Consider the following 14097-nt stretch of genomic DNA (forward strand, 5'->3'; position numbering starts at 1 on the left):
TGGAAACCGGACGGTACGCGGAATGCATTGTGCCACACTGCAGTGTGAGGGACGACACGAAGCTGGTGGCGCCGGGCGAGATCGCGACGCGTGCGCAGTTCGCGGCGGCGTTGTGTGCGGCGCTGCAGGCCGTGGGGCTGACCCGTCGCCCGGCAGTGCAGCGGGCGGCGCGGTTTCTGCCCGACCGGCCCGGGGTCGGTGGCCAGGTGCCGTTCGGGACGGTGAACGGCTGGTTCTCCGGCATCGCGGTGCCCGATGCCGACAGCCCGTACTTCGTGCCGATCCTGCGCGTGCTGGGCGTGCAGGATGCCTGGGAGATCGAGCAGTGGAAGCGGGCCGCGGCGCGGGTGCGAGCCCAGGCACATCCGGTGCGCGGGTCGCGTTCGCCCTACCGCGGCTTGGATCGGTTCGAGCGCGAGGACGCCGTCGACTTCCACGGCCGCACCGGGCTCACTACCCTGCTGTGCGCCCGCGTCGACGCCGCGCTGGCCGCGGGCTCGCTCGGGATCGTGCTGGTCGCCGGTCCTTCGGGCGTCGGGAAGTCCTCGCTGCTACGCGCCGGGCTCGCAGCCCACCGCCCCGCGGTGGTGTTCACCCCGGGATCGGACCCGTGCGCGGCCCTCGCGGCGGCCATCGCACAGTTCGCGCCGCAGTCCCCGGCACGGATTCTGGTGGTGGATCAGTGCGAGGAACTGTGGACCTACGAACCGGCCGGTGACCAGCGCGGTGAGCCCCGGCGAGCCTGGAGCGCACAGCGAGCGCGGTTCCTCGACGATCTGCGCGGCTTCGCTGCCGGGGACGGGGCCGCGGTGGTGATCGGAATGCGGGCCGACCACTTCGGGTTCGCCGCCGCCGCACCGGTGCTGGCGGCGGCGCTCACCGGCGGTGAGCAGCACCTGGTAGTGGTCACTCCGATGAACCGCGAAGACCTCGAGCAGGTGATCTGCGCCCCGGCCGCCGCGCGCGGAGTGAAGGTCGAACCCGCGCTGGTGACCCAGCTGCTGGAGGAGATGACAGGCAGCAGTTCCGGGTCCGGTTCCGAGCCGGCCGCGCTGCCGATGCTCTCCCACGCCCTGGATCAAGCGTGGGGGCATCTGCGGCCTCCGCGCAAGGAACTCAAGTCCGCCGACTATCACCGCACCGGCGGGATCCGGGGCGCGGTAGCGCACACCGCCGAGCAGATCTACACCGGCTTGGACTCCAATGCCCGCCTCGCGGCGCGGCGGGTGATGACCCGGTGCGTGGCGGTCACCGGCGAGTCGGCGGCACGGCGCACCGCGGCCCGTAGCGAGCTGGACTGGGAGGACCTGCCCGCCGAGACGGTGACCGCAGTGATCGCGAGCTTCGCCGATCAGCGGTTGCTCACCTTGACCGAGACCGGAGTCCAGCTCGCCCACGAGATCCTGCTGACCGCGTGGCCGCGGCTGAGCGGGTGGATCGACCGCGACCGCGACGCGCTGCTGCAGCACCGGCGCCTCACCGAGGAAGCCACCGTATGGGAAGCGGGTGGGCGCGCTGACAAAGACCTCATCAGCGCCGGACGCACCGAGGACCTGCGTGGTTGGTTCGCCCGCCCCGAGCGTGAACGCGAGCTCGCGCCGCTCGAGCGAGAGTTCCTCGACGCCAACATCGCTCATCACACCGCCGTGACCGAGCGGAATCGGCGCCGCGCGAGCCACCTTGCGCACGCCGTGGCCACGCTGAAGACCTCCCAGGCGAGGCTGCGGACCATCGTGGCGGTGCTGATCGCGGTGACCGTCCTGGCCGTCGGTGCGGGTGCGGTGGCCGTCTACAGCCGCGCTGCCGCACAACGTGCTGCCCAGCAGGCCCGCATCGCGCGTGATGAGGCGTTCTCCCGGCAGGCGGCGGTGCAGTCGGAGTTGCTGCGCGAACGCGACCCGGCCCTGGCCCAGCAGCTGGCGCTGGTCGGCTACCGCGCTGCCCCGACCCTGGAAGCGGCCTCCGCGCTGCTGGACTCCACTGCGGTCCCCACCCCGCATCGCCTGCCGGCCGTGCCGGGCACGATCGCCACCAGCCTCGATCGCACCGGCACCCGCCTGGCGGCCGCGGGCGCCGACGGCGCGGTACGCCTGACCGATCGCCGCGCACCGCAGCCCGGGTGGGCACACACCATCACGGTGTCGGCCGGACCGCTGTTCGCCGTCGCGTTCGCCCCACACCGCGATCTGCTGGCCGCCGGAGGGATCGAGGGGAGCTGGCTGCTCGATCTGTCCGGCCCGCAGCCACGTCCGCTCACCCGGCTGTCCGGGCCGGGCGAGGGCACCGTCTACGACCTGGCCTGGGCAACCGATGGCAGCGAACTCGCTGCGGCCACCTCCACCGGCGTGCACCGCTTCGGCGCCGTGCGTGAGAACGAGTTCATCCGGACCGCGCTGCCCGGCGCGGACCCCGGTGCCAAGGCGGTGGCCTACAGCCCCGACGGCACCCTGCTCGCCGCCGCCGGAGCCAGCGCGCGCATCGCCCTATTCGACCGGGTCCCGGGGACCGGGCCGGTGCCGGCCGGGGTGGTTGCGATGCCGCGTGGCAGCGACGAGGTGCTGGATCTGGCGTTCGACCCGTCCTCGACCCATCTGGCGGTGGGATCGGCGGCGCGTGAGGCGGCGCTCTACGACCTCACCGACCGCGCCCGCCCGCTTGCCACCCGCCACTTCAGCACCTTCACCAGCTTCGTCAACGCCGTCGCTTTCTCCCCCGATGGCACTACCCTGGCCGCGGCGAGCTCGGACAACACCACCCAGTTGTTCGACCTCACCGGGCCCCGGCCGTCGCTGACCCTGCCCGGCCCCTCGATCGTCACCGCGCTCACCCACACCGGCACCAGCGTGATCACCGGCTCCACCGACGGCGCTGTACGCGAATGGCCCCTACCTGGCCCGGTCACCGCCCCTGTGGGCGGCCGGATCTACACCCTGCCGACCGATGCCGCCAACACCGTCACCGCTGCCGGGCTCATCCCCGCCGGCGACACCCCCAGCCTCGTGCACCGCTACGACCTCACCGCCGCGACTCCACGTGAAATTACTCCCGCGCTCGAACTCGACACCGGCGCAAGTATGTCCGGCGTCGCGGTACTCTCGGAAGACGGCCGCACCCTGGCGGCGGCCACCCAGACCGGCGAGCTCTACACCTGGGACCTCACCGACTCCGCCCGGCCACGGCGCACCGCGATCATCCCGGTGCTCGACACCGTCATCGCCGCCGCCGTGTTCACCCCCGACACCACCATGCTGTTCGCGGCCAGCAGCCGCGACGACACCAACCGAGTCATCGTCGTCGACCGCCGCGACCCCGCACACCCCCGCCCGGGCGAGACGCTCACCGCTCCCGGCTTGGTCCAGCTGCTCTCGATCAGCCCCGACGGCACCACCCTTGCCGCCGCGACCGCCCACGGCGTCGGACTCTGGGACATCAGCGAAGGCCCCGACCGCATCACCCCGCTCCCCGCTCTGACCGGGTTCGACGCCACCGTCACCACGGTCCGCTTCGGCCCCGGCCACCTGCTCGCCGCCGGCGGCGACGACCGCACCATTGCCCTGTTCGACCTCACCGACCCGAGAACACCACGCCCGCTCGCCCACATCACAGGCCCCGCCGCCACCATCCAATCCCTGACCTTCGACACCACCGGCGACCAGCTCGCCGCCGGCATCGGCGACGACCAGATCTGGCTCTTCAACATCAGCGATCCCTCCATCCCGCAACGTCGTGCCGCGCTCAACGCCTACCGCGGCCGCGTCAACGACGTCGCCTTCCACCACGACTCGCGAACGATGACCGCCGGCGGACCCGACGCCACCCTACGTACGTGGTCTACCGACCCCGATGACCTCGCCGCCCAGCTCTGCGCCGACCCCGCCGCGCTGATCACCCCCGCCGAATGGGATCAATACTTCCCCGACACCCCCTACACCGCCGCCCCCTGCCGATAGACCGCCGCCAGCGGATGCAGCGAGCAGGGGCTGGCCGTTTCACGGCGACGGTCCCCGTGCAGCATCCGCCAGTGCGGCCCGGCCGCGGTGACCGGGGTCCACCACGAAATCGGCACCCACCCGCGATGCAGCGGGTGCGGCACCCCGGCGGGCGGCGATCGGGCACCCGCCCGGCTGCGGCCGCCTCGTCGAGCAGCCGCCACACCGGAACCGCCATCCCCGCCGCCGAGCAGTCCCCGTCCGCGCCACCAGCGACACCGCACTCGCGGTCGAGCTGCAGAGGGCCATCGCAGGCCAGCTCGGCCAGCATCAGCGGCGCGGTGATCCCGGCGCCGAGCCGCCGGACAGTCTTGAGATCGGTCAACGGACACTCCCTCTCCCCCGGCATGCTGGAATGATCGCCGCCCGGCGGTGGGGCTGCCCGGCGGGGCCCCGCATGCCGGGTCCGGGGATGGACCGTCAGCGGGTGCCGTCGGTAACGGCTCGGGTGTTCTTCTCCCGGTTCCCCCGCACCTGGTCCCGGGCCGAATGGCAGCGGACCGGAGACAGCGTTGATGCTGGGGACGGTGACAGGCGGGCCGGGCTGTTTCAGCGGGTGGAGCTGTTCCGGGTGGCGCACCTGCTCGACCAGGCCGTGCAGCAGCGGCCGTGCTGGTGCTGGCATGGCCGCTGCCAATAAGGTCGGCGGTGGTGTCGGCTGAACGATCGACACCTGCGGGCGGGTTCCGGGGAGGCTGGAGCAGCGCGTGTCGCGGGCCGCTCATTACCGCGGCGGGCCGCGGCTCCCGCGCGGGCACCCTGCGAGGGGCAGGATCACCCGTGGCCGTGGCGGGGTCTACCACTGCCTTCTCCCGTCCGGAGCTGCACGGCACCAGGCTCCATGTTGGCAGCGACCTGCGCATTCCTCACGGATTCGGATGCGCGTGCCAAGAGCTGCACCAAATCGGCGATGTCGGTGTCGCTGTCTGAGAGAGTGATTCGCCAGAATTGCGATCGCGCGAGGTACGAGATATCGGCTGGCAGTTGATTCCGCGTCGGCAGCGGGGTGTCGCCGAGTAACGACCTCGTGCATGGTTGGGGTGTAGACGTGTTCGCCCCGGGTTGTCGGGTGGGGCTTACCGTGCTGGCGCGGGGCGGGTGGTGTGCTGAAAGTCCGACAGCGGCCCCGCGATGGCGAGGATGTTGTGCTCGAAACAGGCCCGACGAGGCAGATGGCGGGACAGTGATCGCCAGTTCTTCAGGTGCGCGATGGCATGCTCTACTCGAATCCGGAGGTGGGAGTGTGCCCGGCGCTGCTCTCGGTGGAGCTGCTTGTACCAGGCCGGTGGATTGCGCCGGAACTTGCGGTGCGGTGGCGTGATGACCGCGCCACCGGTCTGGGCACCCAAGCCCTGGTAGCCGGCGTCGGCCAGGACCCGGGCACCGCTCGCGGCGAGCAGACCCGCCAATCCACTGCGCCTTGCCTAGGTGATGTCGGCGACCGACCCGGGCATGGTGGCGCCGCAGAACAGCAGCCTTCCGGCGGAGTCGGTGATCACCATGGTCTTGATCGCGTTCTGCCGTGACTTCCCGGACACGAACTTGTCCCGGCTCGCAGCGCCTGCGGCGGGTCGACGGACACGGACCTCGGTCGCATCCAATATCGCATAATCGGCTGCGCTGCCGAGGAATTCGACTACCTCGGCGATCGTGCGCAACCGTGTGCTCTCCCCGACGCGGCAACCTCGCTCGGCCAGAATAGGCCGGATCTCTCCGATTGCGCGGGTCACCGTGGAACGGGGCCTGGAGCAAGGCGACCCCGCGCACGACCCCGGCGGCTTCTACTGGAACGAGGGCGTCCGCGGCCTCGGCTGGGTGGTGAACGCGGTGCCGACGCTCGAGGGGCTCCGCGCTCGGCATCGCCGGCCCGCCCACCGTCGGGCTGCCTGCCTGCCGGCGAGGCCGTCACCCCAGGCATCGAGGCCGGCGAACGGCTGCAGGGCTTCGCCGCGGGCTGGACCGAACCGGCCCTGACCGTCCCCGGTTCCGCCAGGGCCACCGCTGGAAATTTGGTCGGCAACGCCACGGCCTTCACCGACCTCATCGCGGCGCGCGAGCAGCGCTGACGGAACCCGTTGTACGCGAGCTGGACTCGAGGCAGGATGGGGACCGGGCAGGGAGGGGCGGCTCGATGGCGCGGGTGCTCGACGGGGTGCAGATCGATACGGCGGTGGAGGCGGCACTGCGAGCCGCCGCCGTGCGCCGGTCTCCGGTGGATACCGGCGCGCTGCTGGCCGAGCTGCCGGGGATCGTTCCGTCCGCAGTCATTGCGCGAGAGCCCGATCCCGGCGGCGCTGGTGGGCTGCGATGGCGCGACATCCCGCTCACCGACTCCTGCGCCACGGCGCTGGTGACGGCCGCCCGGCTGGCCGAGCGGCAGGCCCGCACCCCCGTGCCGGCGGAGCTGGTGGTGCTCGGCCTGATCACCGACCCTGCTTCCGGGGCTTCGCGGGCACTCGGTGCCGACCGGGCCGCCGTGCTCGGCGCGGCGCCGGAGAAATCCGGCACCGGTCGTGCGACGCCACAGCCCACCGCTCCCGCACCGCCACCGAGGAGTCGGCGGACCGGGCCGAGCGTCTTGTCCTGGCGCGGCACATCGGACAACCGGAAGGTCGCGGTGATCCTGGCGGTCATCGTCGTGGTCGCCCTGCCGTTCGTCGGCTACTACGCCTACCGGGAGTACTTCGGCTGGCCGGACTACCGGCTGATCACCGACGAGGACGACTTCACCGACGGCTGCGGTGATCCGCGCAAGTACTTCCCGCACGCGGCGGCCTTCGCCGGCCCGGCACCGCATCCGATCATCGCGTTCCGCAACGACGGTATCGACGCCACCGGTCCCGGCTATCCGCGCCAGGTGCAGACCTCGCGCTGGCCGGCGTCCCGGCCCGCGCAATGGATGGCGGCAGGCCCCGCGGACTACCAGCTGATCGCCTGCCTCGGCCGGGCGGAGGCCGGGGACTACCTGCAGGACTGCGTCTTCTCCTCGGGGCGGCTCCCGCTGCACCGCGGCCGCTACCACGTCACCGTGTACGAGGCGAAGACCGGGAAGGAGGTGGGCAAGGAGACCATGAACGGCGCGGTCATCAGCGACGACCCCGATCCGTGCCCGGTTTTCGTCTGGTATCGCGGCGCTCCGCCAGCCCTGTTCACCGAACCCACCCTCGACGAATTTCGTTCGGTACTGGGCGAATACGTCGACGGAGCGGGCAGGTAGGCGAAACCCCGTCGGGGTCACGGGATGATATCGCTGATGTAGAGCAGGAGCAGCAGGAACAGCGCCCCGCCGACCCAGGTGAGTACCGGATTGCGGGACCACACCGACGGCTCGCGCGGCGGGAAGCCGGGGTCCGGGGCGGATTTCGACACGAGGGCGCGGGCGGGCGGGCGCGAGCCGGTGCCGCCGGCGGCGCCGAGCGCGCCGGCCAGGGCGGCATCGACGCCGCTGAGCGTCATGCCGAGTACCTCGGACTGGATCAGCGCGGACAGCGCGTGGCGGTCGCGGGTGCCGCCCGCCGCCCGCGCCGCCGACCAGCCGGGGTCGGCGAGGAGTGCGACGGCGACGAGGCCGACCGGTATCGGCCACAGGTTGTACCGCTGCGCCAGGTGCCGGGCCGTCTCCAGTGCGACCGCGCAGGCCGGGGTCAGCGCGACCTCCTCCCACCGCCGCCGCACGCCGCGGTCGGGGTCGGTGATCCGCAGATTTCCCGCACCGAGCGCGGGGGCGTGCAGCCCGATCCGGGACCAGTCGCCGGAGAAGTCGAGGCGCATCAGCTCCACCAGCAGGGTGTAGGTGTCGACCGGCTCCGGGGAGCGGCGCCGCCCGGCCGAGCGCAGCGCCGCCTGCACCGTCCCGTGCACCGCCGTCCCGGAGAGCACGGGCGCCAGTGTGGGCACGGCGGGGGCGACCGGACCGCCGTTTGCGCGCAGCATGCGCTGGCGCCGGAGCCGATCGAGGCTGTCGGCCGCGGCGGTATTGCCGCCGTCCGTGGCCTTGCGGTACCAGATCTCGGCCTCGTCGAGGTCATCGCGCTGCTGCAGCAGCCGCCCCAGGTTGTGCATCGACCCCGTGTGGCCGTTCGCCGCGGCGCTGCGGAACCAGGGTTCGGCTCCGGCCGGATCGCGGCGATTCTGGATCAGGCAGCCGAGATTGTGCATGGCCGCGGTGTTGCCGTGCGCCGCCGCCCGGCGATAGAGGTCTTCGGCGCCGTCGAGTTCGCCGCGCTGGTCGTGCAGCCGGCCGAGCGCGAACAAGCCGTCGGCATCGTCGCGGTCGGCGGCTCTGCGGTACCAGCGCTCGGCCTCGGCGAGGTCCCCGCGGCTCTCCAGGAGTCTGCCGAGATCGGTGATGCCGCCGAGGTGGTCGCGCTCGGCGGCCTTCCGGTACCAGGTTTCGGCGTCGCGGTGTCTGCCGCGATGCTCGAGGAGTCTGCCGAGACCGGCCATCGCCGCGGGGTGCTCGTGGGCCGCGGCCCGCCGGTACCAGGTTTCGGCTTCGGTGAGGTCGCCGCGCAGCGCGCAGAGCCTTCCGACGGTGTCGAGCGCGGCGGGGTGGTCGAGGTCGGCGGCGGCGCGATACCAGGTTTCTGCATGGGTGAGGTCGCCGCGCTGTTCCAGGAGCCTGCCGACATTGTGCGCGGCGAGCGGGTGGTCGAGGTCGGCTGCTCTTCGGTACCAGGTTTCGGCCTCGGTGCGGTCGCCGCGGTGCTCCACGAGCCGGCCGAGGTCGTTCATGCCCGCGGCGTCACCGAACTCGACGGCTCTCCGATACCAGCTCTCGGCGGTGGCCGGATCGTCGCGGTGCTCGTGCAGCGCACCCAGGTCGCGCATCGCGTCCGCGAGACCGAGGTCGGCGGCGGCGCGCCAGCAGGTCTCGGCCTCCGCGAACTCTCCGCGATCGTAATGGGTGCGGCCCTGTCGCTGGAGGGCGTGCGGGGTCTCGGCCCGGTCCGTCGGCGCATCGGCGCCGGACAGATGGCCGGCTATGCGTTCGCACAGTGCGGCGGGCGAGAGGTGCGGCCCCGAGAGTACGGTGCGAACGCCGTCGGCCCCGATCCGTCCGGATACCACGGGGGAGCTCTCCTGGCCGGGCGTCGCGCAGTCCAGGACGAGAATCCGGATGGCGGCGCAGCTGTGCAGCAGGTGGTCGCGCAGGGTGGTGAAGGGCAGCGCGGTATCGCGTCCGGCCAGTGCCAGGTGCAGGTGGTCGCGCTGGTCGAGCAGTAGCGGCCCGTGGTAGTACACCAGCAGCACGTCGGTGGCCGCCTCGGCGACCCGCCGCAGGGCGCCGTCGATCACCGCGCTGTCCGCCGGGTCGATGACCGGCACGCAGCGCTCGGCGGCGAAACTGCCGGCGACCGGGTCGATCAGGCGCTTCCTGAGCTCGGCGAGCCTTTCAGTCGGCGACTGCCCGCCCACCGCGATCAGTACCGCTCCCGAACCGTCCCGGTCCGATGCCCCCGTCATCGCGGGCCGTCCAGCTCGGGCCGGGCGAACTCCCTCGCCGTTACCGCGCAGCGAATCATCAACTGCCCCTCCCGAATTCACTCGGGAGTCAGTATCCCATCCCGGGAACGTTCCCGTTCGCGGAAATATTCTCCGCGCGAGGAATCGGGGGCAGCGCCAACTGGCCGAGATCGTGTTGCGCGACGGGTGGCTGAGCGTCACCGCGCGCGCCGACCCGCTCGCGCATCAGGCCGTGACCGCGGCGACCCTGTAGAGCCACAGTTGGTGGCTGCCCTACACCAGCGCCGAGTTCGTCGACCCCACCCACGGGCACGGTGCCGAATGAACGGCCAGGCTGCGACCGGCCCGGCAGTGCACGGGGTCCGAGATCCTGTTCGACACCTCGACCTCGACCAACGCGATTCGATCACCGGCCACCTGGTAGACCCGGTCACCGACGCCCCGGTCATCGAGCTGGCCTCGGGCATGCTGTGCGCGGCGGTCTCCCACCGGATGCCAGTGATCTGGCCGCTGGCCGAACTCGTCCTCGCCGAGCCGATCTGGATCCGGCTCACCGACGACACCCTGCACCTGGCTCCCTACCGCGACGGCACCGGGATCGGCTGGGGCCGTGAAGGCCCCGCGACCACCGCCCTGGCGGTGCTGCTCACCCGGCTCCTCGACGACATCACCGCCCCTGCCGACGCGCCAGCCCGCTACGTCGCCACCGCAGCCGAGGACGCCTTCGTAGGGCTGGCCCGTCACCGCGTTGCCGGGCGTCTTCGCGTTCGACCAGTGCGGATGGCGCAACCCGTCCCCGGAGTCTTCGTGGTACCGGCCGGTGCCGATGAGCAGCTGCACTGGGATGTGGCAGGTGCAAGTCGCCGAAGCCTGACCCAGGTCCCCGAACCGCCCGCGAGCCCCCGGCCCGCGGGCGGTTCGTCGTCTGCACTATCTGATGAACCAGTACTCTCCGATGCGCACACAGGCCAGCAGTTCCCCGTCGAAGATCCCGGCCCGCACCTGTTCGCACTGCACGAGGTAGTCGAACGGCCCCAGCCCCGGCCCGGCGCTCGCCGGTGCGGCACCGGCCAACGCGACCCCGGCGGCCGCCGCGCACACCAGTAGCAGTCTCAGCATGTTTCCCCCTTACCGAAGGTCCCGACGATCATCAGGACGTCTTCATCATGGCCGGACCCGCCGGCGCAGGCCAGAACGCACTTTCGCGACGGCAACGCACAGCGGGGTAACCGCGCAGGTGGGGGAGGGGAGCGCGGGCTCGGCGGCGAGCACGGGCTCACCCACCGCACCGCTGTGGCGCGTCCGGCTGGCTCGGGCACGCGCCGGCGGTGGAGTGTCCGGCTACGTTGCTGTCAGGCCGGCTGAGGGGATCGGCCCGACGTGGCTGGTCATCATCTCCCCCTGAAATGGCCGGAGCGCACCGGACCTTTCGCCGTATCCGGAGGAACTTCGATCTTGATGCGCCAAATAACGCCCGACCCGACCGGGGCGGGTCAGGCGCGGTGACGCCCAGCGATGCGCAGGGTGGTGCGGACCCAGCGGGCGCGGTCGGCGGCGGTCATCGCCTTCACCGCGTCGGCGTCGGCGGCGCCGCCACTCGGGCTCCCTGGGCTGAGTAAGGTGGGTTACCTGGCGCTTGGCTCTGCTGCAGCGGCGCCGCTCCGGGGTCGTCGTGGAGTTCCTGCCCGAGTTCGAAGGAGCACTGGGAGCGTGCCGGTAGAGCCGCAAAATGGTGGGCATGTCGCATGTCCTCCGGTCCCTTGATGCGGCCGCGGTCTCACTCGTCGCCCGATGCTTCGACCACCCGGACGCCGAGCGCCTGCTCAGCGCCTACGCCCGGGAACGGAAGCGGATCGTCGGATTCGACGATCCGCCTCATAGCGACCTTCCGTGCGAGTACGAGCCTCCCGCAGGGTTGTTCCTCGTCGCCTACAGCCACGACGGCGGCGCCGTGGCCTGTAGCGGCTACCGCGACTACCCGGCCCGGGACGGCGTCGCGGAGGTCAGGAAGATGTTCGTGGTTCCCGGTCACCGCCGACAAGGACTCGCCTACCTCGTCCTGGCCGCCCTCGAGGGACAACCCGTGCGACTGAAACCGGTAGCGCTCTATCGCGAGCAGTACCAAGGCGAACGCGACCACCTACCCTCCATCCACGACCACCCCGCCGAAGAACCCGCACTCGACCCCGCGGTGATCCTGGACTACATGACCCGCGTCCCACCCGGCCTCGACGTCATGGAATCGGTCCCCGACCTGTTCGACCACAGCGCGCGCATTCCCGGCGGGCCTTCGCTGCACACCGACGGCACCTGGATCTGGCGCACCGACTCCCTGCACTACCTCCGCCACGGACACATCACCCTCCCCACCGAATTCGCCCACCACGTCCGCCAACACAACTACGTCGCGCCGTCGTTGCGGCACACCGACGAACTGTTCGAAGCGGTCCGACACTGGTGGAACCCCGTGCAGCCATGTCACCGACGACCGATCGCGCCAGCGGCAGCCTCGACGAAGACCGCGCTCGACACAGGCGGCCAGTAGGCGAGTTTCGTGTCGGACGCGCACCATCGCGGCCGATTCCGCTGTGGGAGACCTCATACAGCTAGCGGCCAGGCACCCAACGAGTCGCAACAAGATGCACGTTCTGGTCGTTATCCAAACCCGTGATCTTGAACCAGACGACGGCATCCGAGCTGGTTCTCACGCAGAATCCGCGACCCCGGACGAGTAGATGTTCCGCTCAGTCGAGCGGGACGACCGTGACCATCGGTTCGTCTCTGGATCCGACGTAGAGTCGCCGCCCGTCCGGGGAGACCATCAGCTCGGTCGGGGTGCGGGCCACCCGGATCCGGTCGAGCACGGTGAAGGAGACGGTGTCGACCACGATCACCGTGGCGACGTCATCGACACTGAGATACGCGCGGGCGCCGTCCGGTGAGAGCGCCACTTCACTCGGATGCTGACCGAGCGGTACGGACCCGAGGACCGTGTCGGTCTCGGTGTCCAGGACGCAGAGCCGATCGCCCGCCGAGTCGATCACGCCCGCCCGCAGCCCGTTCGCCGAGACCGCGATTGCGCCCGGTCGTCCGTCGAAAGCGATCGGGCCGCGCACCGTGGCCGTTGCGGTGTCGAGCACCGACAGGGTCTTCTGTTGATCGATCGGCCTGCCGACGGACTGGACCACATAGAGTTTGCGCCCGCCCGCGACGGAGGCGTATCCGTGCACGTCGAAACCGAATTCGATGGGCGCGCCGACCACGGTGTCGCCGCGCGTGTCGACAGCGAACAGCCGCCTGCGCGATTCCAGGTACATAAGGGTGCCGGGAGGGGCGGGCACCGCGAACGTCGCCGCATCGACCGGGATCTCGGCGATCTTCGCACCGGAGGCGGCATCGTGGACCGCCGTGTGGTCGGCGAGCCAGGACAGCGAGTAGACGCGCCGACCGTCCGCCGACATCAGGGCGTAGTCACGTGATTGGACCGGGATGGTCCGCGTCGCCTGATCGGTTACGGTGTCGATGACGCGAACTCCCGTGCTGTAGGCGACGAACAGTTCGCGGCCGTCCGGTGAGAGCGACAGCGAGTGCAGCACTCCGAACAGTGATGTCGGGATCTGGGTGGGCCGCGCCGGGCCGACCAGCGTCGGCGACGGTGTCGCGAGGCCGGACACGGGTTCGCGCGCCGCGCGAAGTGCGACACCCGTGGCCGCTACGAGTATCAGCACCAGCGCCAGCGCCCCGATCAGCCTGGCCGGGCGGCGGGAGCGGCGCGGACGAACGGGGGCTCCGGGCTGGGGCCGGTCGTAGGACCGCACATGGTCGCGAACGGCCTGCGGCAACGAGGTGTCGGCGGCGGACTCGAGCGCGGCCAGCACCTGCCCCGGCACGGGCCGCCGCGCGGGCTCGCGCGCCAGACAGGCCGAAGCGAGCCGAAGCAGCGGGCCGTCCGGCACACCGGACAGGTCCGCGGTACCCGCCGCGGCACGATGCAGCAGTGCCACGGCGTCCGCGTCGCCGAACGGCCCGCGCCCGGTGATGGCGTAGACCAGCAAGGCGCCGAGTGAGAACATGTCGGTCGCCGGGCCGATGTGCCCCCCGTTCACCTGCTCGGGCGCCATGAAGCCCGGCGTGCCGAGAGCGGTCGCGGTGTCGCCGTGGATCGCGGCGATCCCGAAATCGATGACGCGCGGCCCATCCGCCGTGACCAGGACATTCGACGGTTTCAGGTCGCGGTGCACGACTCCTGCCGCGTGAATGCGAGCCAGCGCCTCGGCGATGCCGCGACCGATGCCGACCACCGCGTTCTCGGGCAGTGGGCCGTGTCGCGTGATCACCTGGCGCAGCGACGGCGCCGCGACGTATTCCGTCACCAGCCAGGCCGCGGTGTGCGTGCGGCCCGCGTCGATCAGCGCCGCGGTGTGGAAACCTCCGACCGCGCGTGCCGCGGCCACCTCACGCGCGAATCGTCGTGGGAAGTCTCTGTCGCGGACCAGGTGCGGGTGAATCGTCTTCACCGCCACCGGCCGACCTCCTGGCGTGTGGGCGAGGTAGACCTCGCCTGCGGCGCCGATCCCCAATCGCGCCGACAGGCGGTACCGGCCGATGGTCGACGGGTCGTCCTCGCGCAACGGCTCCATGA

General features: G+C 71.4%; 7 protein-coding genes and 1 pseudogene. 3 read left to right on the top strand and 5 right to left on the bottom strand.

Translation table 11 applies throughout. The features are described from left to right. The first annotated feature begins 44 nt into the window (after positions 1 to 44). Positions 45 to 3950, top strand: a complete 3906-nt coding sequence (locus LTT61_RS00080) for an AAA family ATPase (RefSeq protein ID WP_233017848.1) — start codon at positions 45 to 47, stop codon at positions 3948 to 3950. Positions 3951 to 5065: 1115 nt separating this feature from the next. Here the strand turns inward: LTT61_RS00080 and LTT61_RS00085 are convergent. Then, positions 5066 to 5719, bottom strand: a pseudogene (locus LTT61_RS00085) (transposase family protein). 401 nt (positions 5720 to 6120) lie between these two features. Between LTT61_RS00085 and LTT61_RS00095 the strand changes: the two are divergent. Next, the gene (locus tag LTT61_RS00095; protein ID WP_233017849.1) at positions 6121 to 7206 is read left to right on the top strand and encodes a hypothetical protein; all 1086 of its coding nucleotides are present in this window, start codon (positions 6121 to 6123) and stop codon (positions 7204 to 7206) included. Between the two features lie 17 nt (positions 7207 to 7223). Here LTT61_RS00095 and LTT61_RS00100 read toward each other — a convergent pair whose 3' ends face one another. From LTT61_RS00100 to LTT61_RS00110, 3 genes are all read right to left on the bottom strand, one after another. Beyond that, complete coding sequence (locus LTT61_RS00100) at positions 7224 to 9455, bottom strand: tetratricopeptide repeat protein (protein ID WP_233017850.1); 2232 nt, start codon at positions 9453 to 9455, stop codon at positions 7224 to 7226. 273 nt (positions 9456 to 9728) lie between these two features. After that, positions 9729 to 10295: a hypothetical protein gene (locus LTT61_RS00105; RefSeq protein ID WP_233017851.1), complete on the bottom strand. Its 567-nt coding sequence runs from the start codon at positions 10293 to 10295 to the stop codon at positions 9729 to 9731. Between the two features lie 90 nt (positions 10296 to 10385). Beyond that, positions 10386 to 10574 (bottom strand): hypothetical protein, encoded by a 189-nt coding sequence (locus tag LTT61_RS00110; RefSeq protein ID WP_233017852.1) that lies wholly within the window; start codon positions 10572 to 10574, stop codon positions 10386 to 10388. A gap of 619 nt (positions 10575 to 11193) precedes the next feature. Between LTT61_RS00110 and LTT61_RS00115 the strand changes: the two genes are divergently transcribed. Further along, positions 11194 to 12000, top strand: coding sequence for a GNAT family N-acetyltransferase (locus tag LTT61_RS00115; RefSeq protein WP_233017853.1), 807 nt, complete (start codon positions 11194 to 11196; stop codon positions 11998 to 12000). Between the two features lie 199 nt (positions 12001 to 12199). On the opposite strand, the gene LTT61_RS00120 is transcribed toward LTT61_RS00115, so the two are convergent. After that, complete coding sequence (locus LTT61_RS00120; RefSeq protein ID WP_233017854.1) at positions 12200 to 14095, bottom strand: serine/threonine-protein kinase; 1896 nt, start codon at positions 14093 to 14095, stop codon at positions 12200 to 12202. Positions 14096 to 14097: the final 2 nt, after the last annotated feature.

Source organism: Nocardia asteroides (assembly GCF_021183625.1).
GTDB classification, from domain to species: domain Bacteria; phylum Actinomycetota; class Actinomycetes; order Mycobacteriales; family Mycobacteriaceae; genus Nocardia; species Nocardia asteroides_A.

What these genes read in the sequence shown, in the direction of transcription:
- LTT61_RS00115 (WP_233017853.1), top strand. Translation starts at nt 11,194, where the DNA reads ATGTCGCATGTCCTCCGGTCCCTTGATGCGGCCGCGGTCTCACTCGTC.
- LTT61_RS00120 (WP_233017854.1), bottom strand. Translation starts at nt 14,095, where the DNA reads ATGGAGCCGTTGCGCGAGGACGACCCGTCGACCATCGGCCGGTACCGC.
- LTT61_RS00095 (WP_233017849.1), top strand. Translation starts at nt 6,121, where the DNA reads ATGGCGCGGGTGCTCGACGGGGTGCAGATCGATACGGCGGTGGAGGCG.
- LTT61_RS00100 (WP_233017850.1), bottom strand. Translation starts at nt 9,455, where the DNA reads ATGACGGGGGCATCGGACCGGGACGGTTCGGGAGCGGTACTGATCGCG.
- LTT61_RS00110 (WP_233017852.1), bottom strand. Translation starts at nt 10,574, where the DNA reads ATGCTGAGACTGCTACTGGTGTGCGCGGCGGCCGCCGGGGTCGCGTTG.